General features: G+C 49.6%; 10 protein-coding genes, 1 pseudogene and 1 riboswitch. Of the genes and pseudogenes, 1 reads left to right on the forward strand and 10 read right to left on the reverse strand.

Translation table 11 applies throughout. The features are described 5' to 3' along the window. Positions 1-22: 22 nt before the first annotated feature. The 6 genes from LPW40_RS12355 to LPW40_RS12380 form a co-directional block, all read right to left on the reverse strand. Positions 23-715 (reverse strand): methionine ABC transporter permease, encoded by a 693-nt coding sequence (locus LPW40_RS12355; protein ID WP_330166193.1) that lies wholly within the window; start codon positions 713-715, stop codon positions 23-25. Next, positions 715-1,734 carry a methionine ABC transporter ATP-binding protein gene (locus LPW40_RS12360; protein ID WP_230822558.1) on the reverse strand — a complete coding sequence of 340 codons (1,020 nt, stop codon included), beginning with the start codon at positions 1,732-1,734 and terminating at the stop codon, positions 715-717. The genes LPW40_RS12355 and LPW40_RS12360 overlap by 1 nt, the downstream gene beginning before the upstream one ends. Before the next feature lie 77 nt (positions 1,735-1,811). Beyond that, positions 1,812-1,911: riboswitch (SAM riboswitch) on the reverse strand. A 45-nt stretch (positions 1,912-1,956) separates the two neighbouring features. After that, positions 1,957-2,268, reverse strand: coding sequence for a thioredoxin family protein (locus LPW40_RS12365; protein WP_330166194.1), 312 nt, complete (start codon positions 2,266-2,268; stop codon positions 1,957-1,959). After that, positions 2,216-2,623 carry a toprim domain-containing protein gene (locus LPW40_RS12370; protein WP_230822560.1) on the reverse strand — a complete coding sequence of 136 codons (408 nt, stop codon included), beginning with the start codon at positions 2,621-2,623 and terminating at the stop codon, positions 2,216-2,218. Before LPW40_RS12370 ends, LPW40_RS12365 begins: the two co-directional genes overlap by 53 nt. 66 nt (positions 2,624-2,689) lie before the next feature. Then, a complete protein-coding gene (gcvH, locus tag LPW40_RS12375) occupies positions 2,690-3,070 on the reverse strand; it encodes a glycine cleavage system protein GcvH (RefSeq protein ID WP_230822561.1) in 381 nt (126 codons plus the stop codon). A 72-nt stretch (positions 3,071-3,142) separates the two neighbouring features. After that, the gene (locus LPW40_RS12380; RefSeq protein ID WP_230822562.1) at positions 3,143-3,496 is read right to left on the reverse strand and encodes an arsenate reductase family protein; all 354 of its coding nucleotides are present in this window, start codon (positions 3,494-3,496) and stop codon (positions 3,143-3,145) included. 123 nt (positions 3,497-3,619) lie between these two features. Between LPW40_RS12380 and LPW40_RS12385 the strand changes: the two genes are divergently transcribed. Then, positions 3,620-3,937, forward strand: a complete 318-nt coding sequence (locus tag LPW40_RS12385) for a thioredoxin family protein (protein ID WP_230822563.1) — start codon at positions 3,620-3,622, stop codon at positions 3,935-3,937. A 40-nt stretch (positions 3,938-3,977) separates the two neighbouring features. Here the strand turns inward: LPW40_RS12385 and aroD are convergent, their stop codons facing one another. The 4 genes and pseudogenes from aroD to LPW40_RS13650 form a co-directional block, all read right to left on the reverse strand. Next, positions 3,978-4,721 (reverse strand): type I 3-dehydroquinate dehydratase, encoded by a 744-nt coding sequence (gene aroD, locus LPW40_RS12390; RefSeq protein WP_230822564.1) that lies wholly within the window; start codon positions 4,719-4,721, stop codon positions 3,978-3,980. Between the two features lie 289 nt (positions 4,722-5,010). Continuing rightward, positions 5,011-5,424, reverse strand: coding sequence for an organic hydroperoxide resistance protein (locus tag LPW40_RS12395; protein WP_230822565.1), 414 nt, complete (start codon positions 5,422-5,424; stop codon positions 5,011-5,013). Positions 5,425-5,529: 105 nt separating this feature from the next. Beyond that, positions 5,530-6,852 carry a Na+/H+ antiporter family protein gene (locus LPW40_RS12400; protein ID WP_230822566.1) on the reverse strand — a complete coding sequence of 441 codons (1,323 nt, stop codon included), beginning with the start codon at positions 6,850-6,852 and terminating at the stop codon, positions 5,530-5,532. Between the two features lie 218 nt (positions 6,853-7,070). Further along, positions 7,071-7,129 (reverse strand): annotated as a pseudogene (locus LPW40_RS13650) (cold-shock protein); the annotation flags it as partial.

The following is a 7,129-nucleotide window of genomic DNA, read 5'->3' on the forward strand; positions in this document are numbered from 1 at the left end:
AATATTTTTATATAATTGATGATCAGCGTTTATCGACCGCTTTCGCAAGGAAGTCCCCTGCGAACTGGATGATGAAAACGATGATCAGTATTACTATAGTCGCAACCAATGTGACATCACTCTGGTTCCGTGTAAACCCGACCATGTAGGCGAGGTTCCCGAGTCCGCCGGCGCCGATGACGCCTGCAATCGCGGTGGAGCCCACCAGCATGATCGCCGTCACCGTGATGCCGGATATCAAAGCGGGCATCGATTCGGGGATGAGCACCTTCCAGATGATCGTCCATGTGCCTGCACCCATCGACTGGGCCGCTTCAATGACGCCTTTGTCTATTTCCTTGAGCCCGATCTCGACAAGCCGCGCATAGAACGGGGAAGCCCCGATGATGAGTGCCGGCAGTGCGCCCTGCACACCCATGATTGTGCCCATGATCGCTTTAGTGAACGGGATGAGCAGAATGATCAGGATGATGAAAGGTATCGCCCGGAACAGGTTGACGAGGAATGCCGTCACCCCGTAAACGGGCTGGCTCAATGTGTTGTCGCTCTTATCGGACAAAAATAAAATGATGCCGAGCACCAGCCCGATGACCAGGGTGAAAGCTGTGGCAATGCCGGTCATATAAATCGTATCGACCGTCGCTTCCCATACGACGTCCCACTGCACATTCTCAAAACTGAACATTTCCGTGAAGGCCTGGATCAATTCATTCATTATTTCTCGACCTCCACTGTAATGTCATCATTGCCGAGCGTCTCGATGACTTTTTCAAGCGTCGCGTCATCCACATCGAGCGCAACATACAGATGGCCGTATGACTCATTGTTCGTCTGCTTGATATTGCCGGAAAGTATGTTCATATCGAGGTCGAACTGCTTGATGACCCTGGAGACGACCGGCGTCTTCGCCTTCGTCCCAACAAAGCTGATTTTAAGTATTTTCGAATGCGGGAACAGTTCCCGCACTTCATCAAGGGCGAGTGCCGTTTCCTCATCGTTGATATCATCCCTGACGAAACGTTTCGTCACACTGTGCACAGGGTTCTGGAACAGCTGGAGCACTTTGCCCGTCTCCACGACCCGGCCGTTCTGCATGACCGCCGCCCGGTCGCATATCTTTCTGATCACGTGCATCTCGTGTGTGATCAGGACGATGGTGAGGTTCATCTCGTCCCTGATCTTCTGAAGCAGGTCGAGGACTTCGTCCGTCGTCTCCGGATCGAGCGCACTCGTTGCTTCATCGCAGAGCAGGACGGTCGGCTCGTTCGACAGCGCCCTTGCGATGCCGACACGCTGCTTCTGCCCGCCGGACAGCTCACTCGGATAGTTCTTCTCCCGGCCGGTGAGGCCGACGAGCTCGATCAGTTCCTGAGTCCTTCTCCTGCGTTCCTTCTTTCCGACACCCGCAATTTCCAGCGGGAAGCTGATGTTCTCTTCCACGGTCCTCGACCACAGCAGGTTGAAGTGCTGGAAAATCATCGACACTTTCTGCCGCTTCTGCCGAAGTCCTTTTTTGGAGAGTTTGTTGATCGTGTCCTCACCGATAATGATGTCACCGGATGTCGGCTCCTCAAGGCCGTTCAGAAGGCGGATCAGGGTGGATTTCCCGGCACCGGAATATCCGATGATGCCGAAGATTTCACCGCTGTCGATCTTTAGGCTGACATCGTCCACTGCGGTGATGTCGGCTGATTTCGTGCTGTAATTTTTATTGACGTTTAAAATGTCTATCATTCTTCATCTTCCAAACTATTATAAAATAAAAAGCCTACTCACTTGGTATGAAATGAGCAGGCTTTCAGCGATTCAGCCTCTCATCTTCGAATCGATTGATTCAGTGACTTGGCACCTTGTCTAAAGACGGTTGCCGTGGCATCATCGGGCACTTCCCTCCGCCACTCTGGATAAGAGTCGTTATTCGATTGTGAATTATATTACCATCAGTGCGCCATCACGTCAACGATGACGTTCCAGTATATTCAACAAATTCGTGACCGATTCGAAGCGGTACACGTTTTCCTTCAATTCACCGTCTTCAAATATCAGGAGCGCCGGTGCGGATGTGATTTTATAATCATTGATGATGTCCACATGATAATTCAGGTCGATCGCCGTATATTCGAAATCATGGATTTCCTGCGTCAATTTAAGCATGCGCTCCGCTATCCGGCAGTTTGCACAGATCGGCGCATATCCGTATAAAATGAATATTCCTTCAGAGTGAATAAGATTGTATATATCCTGGGTCTCCAACTGCTCTTTCATCATAAAACTTACCTTTCATAATCAAGCTTGTATCCACGTAAAAGCCGTGCCGCATCAGAAGATTTGCGAGGTAGTCCCTCGGGCATCTGCCCACTTCCCCGAATTTTGGGTCGATATAGATATGGGTGCTTTCGCTGAGGTGCCTTTTGAACCATTTACGGATTTTCCGGCCTTCCTTATCAGCGTCCGAAAGGATGTAAATTTCGGAACCATCGAGCTGTTCCAATATCTCATCAAGTTTCGAGACTCCCATTGTACCAAAAGTGCAGATGATCTGCACGGGTTCCACAAGCACTTCTTCAATACGGCGTTTGTCGGTCTTACCTTCAACGATGAGCACTTTATCAGAAAGATACATTTTCATCACCCTTGGAGTATTTTATTTTTAAAAAAACTCTAGACGATGTCTAGAGTTGATAAAATATTATGCACCTGTGATTTCAGCGTAAGCATCTGCATCAAGCAGGCTGTCTAATTGTGAAGTGTCTTCGAGTTCAATTTTAACCATCCATGCATCTTCGTATGGTGATTCGTTGACGAGTTCAGGGCTGTCTTCAAGCTCTTCGTTCACTTCAACGATTTTACCGTTCAAAGGTGCATACAATTCAGAAACAGTCTTAACGGATTCAACGCTGCCGAAAGATTCACCTTTCGTCATATCGTCGCCCTCTTCAGGAAGCTCGACGAAAACGATGTCTCCAAGCTCACCTTGAGCAAAGTCTGTAATACCGATAGTTACTGTATTTCCATCAACTTTTACCCATTCATGATCTTCAGAATATTTCAAGTCTTGTGGTAGTGCCATGATAAAAAACCTCCTCTATGATCTATACAATTATATAATGACATATTTCACAAAGTTTCTCAAGTAAATTCGTCAAAGCAGTGTTTCTTTATATTCGGACTCCTTGAACCCCAGCAGTACGTCATCACCTGCATCCACTAAAGGACGCTTGATCAGCATGCCGTCTGATGATAGAAGTTCGATTTTTTCATCATCATCCATCTCAGGCAGCCTGTTCTTCAAATCCAGCTCTTTGTACTTCTTTCCCCTGGTGTTGAAAAATTTACCGATGTCATGATCCGATTTTTCAATGATCCTTTTCAGCGTCTCTTTCGAGGGCGGTGCCTTCACCATATCATGTGCTTCAAATTCTATGCCGTTCTCCTCCAGGAACTTCTTACCCTTCCTGCAGGTTGTACACTTCGAGTATTCGTAGAAAGTGATCATGCCGTACCTCCGTATGTTTTTAGTACTATACCCAGAACAATGAAATCTTATTCATACTTTCATTTTACAACATTCAAATGATAAAATGAAAGAGATCTTATAATTTACCTGGGAGTGTAGCCGATGAAGGCATTGAGGACTTATGACGATTACAGGAAGGCAGTGAGGGGCAATGACGCGGTCATCGTCAAATTTTATGCGGACTGGTGTCCCGACTGCGCCATCTTCAACGATTTCATCCCGCCCATCATGGAAGAGTACAGGTACATCAAGTGGTTCGAGCTGAACCGGGATGAAGTGTCCCAAGCCGCGGACGAAAACGATATCGGCGGCATCCCGGACCTCCTGATCTTCAGGAAGGGTGCCGTGACGGCCCGTCTCGGCGCCCATAATGCAGGCACATCCGGGAGGGTGAGGGAATTCCTGAAGGAAAACCTATGAAATGAAGAAAGTGCGGCCCCTGGATGGAGGCCGCACTTTCTTATTCGTACGCTTTCAGGGCAGCCTTGATGTCTGCTGCATGCACCTGTCCGGGTGCCGTGTTTTTCGTGAGATAGCCGTATGTCAGGCAGGAGCCGAATTCCCCGCCGGTCAGCCGCGTCAATTTTCCGCTCTCCCCCATTGAGATGCCGATGATTTTATTTCCGATGGCTTCTTTTGCCGTCTTCACGATCTTAAGCATATTGAGGACATCATCATCATCCTGCGGCGCATAGGCGAGCTTCAGTATTTCCCCGCCTGCACTGTGCATGCGGTAAAGCAGCTTCTGCATCTCCTCCACTGTCGGGGTGCTTTTGAAATCATGCTGGCTCAAAAGGACGGTCTTTTCGTATTCACCCGCACATTCCACCATTTCAGGAAGGAGTTTGCCCGCCGTGATGTATTCCATGTCGATGATGTCGATATCGCATTTCGCGGTGACATCCATCAGCAGGTCTTTATATTCAGCATAGGATCTTGCACCGCTGCCGCCTTCATGGGAAGTTCTGTATGTATAGATGACAGGTATGTCCCGGAGCTCCCCTGCCAATTCATTGACCAGCTTCAAATGTTCGGAGCGGCTCATGTTGTCGAAGCCGTCACCGCGGATTTCGACGACATCCAGGGCCTCCCGGTTCTCCACGATATGTATCAGTTCCGATTTCATTTCCTGCCTCGATGTGCCGCTGATCGACACCACCACTTTCGGCAGTCCTTCATACATTTCAATATTTTTAATCTTCATGATATCCCCCGCCACTTTATGTTGATGTTCAACTTATTGTACACATACTTCCATAAAAATAAAAGCACCCAAAATCCCAGGGGAAGGATTTTGGGTAAGGGGACTTGACCAAGGGGAATGGTCAAATTAATGTCTGTAAGTACAGTATACCCATTAATTATTAAGTTAATGTTAAGAACGCATATTTCTTTTAATGGAAAAATTACTCTTTACCATAAGCTTTGCTTATGGTGGGAAAATCCGCAAAATAAAAAGCACGGAACCCTGATGGTCCCGTGCAAGGATCGAACTATTCAGCCGTCACATTCAGTTCCACGTCGATGTTGCCGCGTGTCGCTTTCGAATAAGGGCAGAACTGGTGCGCCTGCTCCAGGTACTTCTCTGCATCTTCCTGTGACATGTTCTTCACTTTTGCATTGATTTTGACACCGAGTTTCGGGCCTTCATTTTCTTCATCATCCAGCAGCTGGACCGTCAGATCCACCACCGGCTCTGCATTTTTCACGCCGCCCTGCTTCAGCATCAGGTCGAATGCACCATTGAAACATGATGCGTAGCCTGCTGCAAAGAGCTGTTCAGGGTTTACGCCGTCGCCATCCTGATCCGGCGGGAGCACCGGGGAGTCGATCTTTTTATCGTCCGTCTGGACATGGCCCTTACGGCCGCCTGTGTTGGTTGCTGTGATTTCATACTTGAGTGACATTTATTACAACCTCCTAAATAGTGATTACATATCCCTTTACCCTATTTTAAATATAATAATCTTTCAGGAAGAATAAAAAACACCGCCCCGGAGGACGGCGTCTCATTAAAGGATGACGGCAGCGATGGTGCCGAATATGATCAGCGGAATATTATAGTGGAGGAAGGTCGGGACGACCGTATCCCATATATGATCATGCTGTCCGTCGGCGGCAAGGCCGGCCGTCGGGCCGAGCGTGCTGTCGGAGGCGGGTGACCCTGCATCACCGAGCGCTGCAGCCGTGCCGATCAGTGAAGCCGTCGCAAGCGGGCTGAACCCGAGGGCCATGCACAGCGGGACGAAGACGGCCGCGATGATCGGGATGGTCCCGAATGACGTGCCGATCCCCATCGTGATGACGAGGCCGACAAGGAGGAGCATGACCGCCGCCACTGCGTGCGGCGCCCCTTCGAACCAGCCTGCGACCGTAGTCGTCAGCTCATTGACCGCATCCGTCTCGGTCAGCACCGATGCATAACCTGAAGCGATGAGCATGATGAAGGCGATCGCACCCATCATGAGGACGCCTTCCCTGACTGCCGCATCAGTCCGGCTGATTTTGATGACCTGGCTGATGAGCATGATCGTAATGCCGCCGAGCGCCCCGATGATCATCGAGTCGAACGTCAGCTGCAGCACGAATGCCGCAATGATCGCAACGAGCGTGATCAGGTGGTTCACTTTCTCGCGTGTTTCCGTGAGGCCTTCCGTAACGACGCTCTCAGCAGAGACGGTTTCGATATCCTCATATTCCCTGTGTTTCCTGTAAGTGATGAAAACGGCGGTCAGCAGGCCAAGCGTCATCCCGAGGACCGGAATCGCCATTGCGGCCGGGATGTCGGAGAGCCCTATATCCAGGCCGTTCTCCTGCATCTCCGTCACCAGGATGCCGTGGAAGATCAGACCGTAGCCCACCGGAATGAGTATGTATGGCGCTTTAAGGCCGTACGTCAATGCACTGGCCACTGCCCGCCTGTCGATCTTCAGCTTGTTGAACAGCATCAGGAGCGGCGGCACGAGTATCGGTATGAAAGCAATATGCACAGGCACTACCGTCTGTGACAGCACCCCGATGCCTGCAAATATGAATATGAGCAGATACTTTCGCTTTCCGATCACCCTCAGCAAATAGTTCAGCAGCACCCGGACGATGCCCGACATTGCAATCATCGAGGCGAAGATCCCGAGCAGCAGATAACTGAGTGCCGTTTCAGACTGCCCGCCCATCCCCTCGACAAGGACAGAGACGGTCTCACCGAGCGGCAGACCCGCAAGCAGGCCTGCAGAAATCGCAGCCAGCATCAAAGCGAAAATGACATGGATTTTCATAAGGCTCAAGACGATCAGGATGAGGACCGAAATGACCACGGGATTGAATATTACATCCATTTCTTTTGACTCCTCTTCTGTAATTTGGAAAAACGTTGAAGCAATATCATCATTCTATCAGAGAAATATGCGGGTGAGTACATAATAATTAAGGTCCGTCCCCGCACGAGGCGTTCAAGAGTTGAAATCCCCCGCCCGGACAGGACACAGCCGCTTATTTTAAGCATAAAAAAAGGACGGCCGCAGGCCGTCCCCTCAAGTTTTATATGGTTTGTAGATTAAACAGGTGTAACGTTAGTCGCCTGTGGACCACGCTGACCTTCTTCTACTTCAAATG

The sequence above is a fragment of the Salinicoccus halitifaciens genome (assembly GCF_021026095.1).
In the GTDB taxonomy this organism is placed as follows: domain Bacteria; phylum Bacillota; class Bacilli; order Staphylococcales; family Salinicoccaceae; genus Lacicoccus; species Lacicoccus halitifaciens.

What these genes read in the sequence shown, in the direction of transcription:
- LPW40_RS12355 (WP_330166193.1), bottom strand. Translation starts at nt 715, where the DNA reads ATGAATGAATTGATCCAGGCCTTCACGGAAATGTTCAGTTTTGAGAAT.
- LPW40_RS12360 (WP_230822558.1), bottom strand. Translation starts at nt 1,734, where the DNA reads ATGATAGACATTTTAAACGTCAATAAAAATTACAGCACGAAATCAGCC.
- LPW40_RS12365 (WP_330166194.1), bottom strand. Translation starts at nt 2,268, where the DNA reads ATGATGAAAGAGCAGTTGGAGACCCAGGATATATACAATCTTATTCAC.
- LPW40_RS12370 (WP_230822560.1), bottom strand. Translation starts at nt 2,623, where the DNA reads ATGTATCTTTCTGATAAAGTGCTCATCGTTGAAGGTAAGACCGACAAA.
- gcvH (WP_230822561.1), bottom strand. Translation starts at nt 3,070, where the DNA reads ATGGCACTACCACAAGACTTGAAATATTCTGAAGATCATGAATGGGTA.
- LPW40_RS12380 (WP_230822562.1), bottom strand. Translation starts at nt 3,496, where the DNA reads ATGATCACTTTCTACGAATACTCGAAGTGTACAACCTGCAGGAAGGGT.
- LPW40_RS12385 (WP_230822563.1), top strand. Translation starts at nt 3,620, where the DNA reads ATGAAGGCATTGAGGACTTATGACGATTACAGGAAGGCAGTGAGGGGC.
- aroD (WP_230822564.1), bottom strand. Translation starts at nt 4,721, where the DNA reads ATGAAGATTAAAAATATTGAAATGTATGAAGGACTGCCGAAAGTGGTG.
- LPW40_RS12395 (WP_230822565.1), bottom strand. Translation starts at nt 5,424, where the DNA reads ATGTCACTCAAGTATGAAATCACAGCAACCAACACAGGCGGCCGTAAG.
- LPW40_RS12400 (WP_230822566.1), bottom strand. Translation starts at nt 6,852, where the DNA reads ATGGATGTAATATTCAATCCCGTGGTCATTTCGGTCCTCATCCTGATC.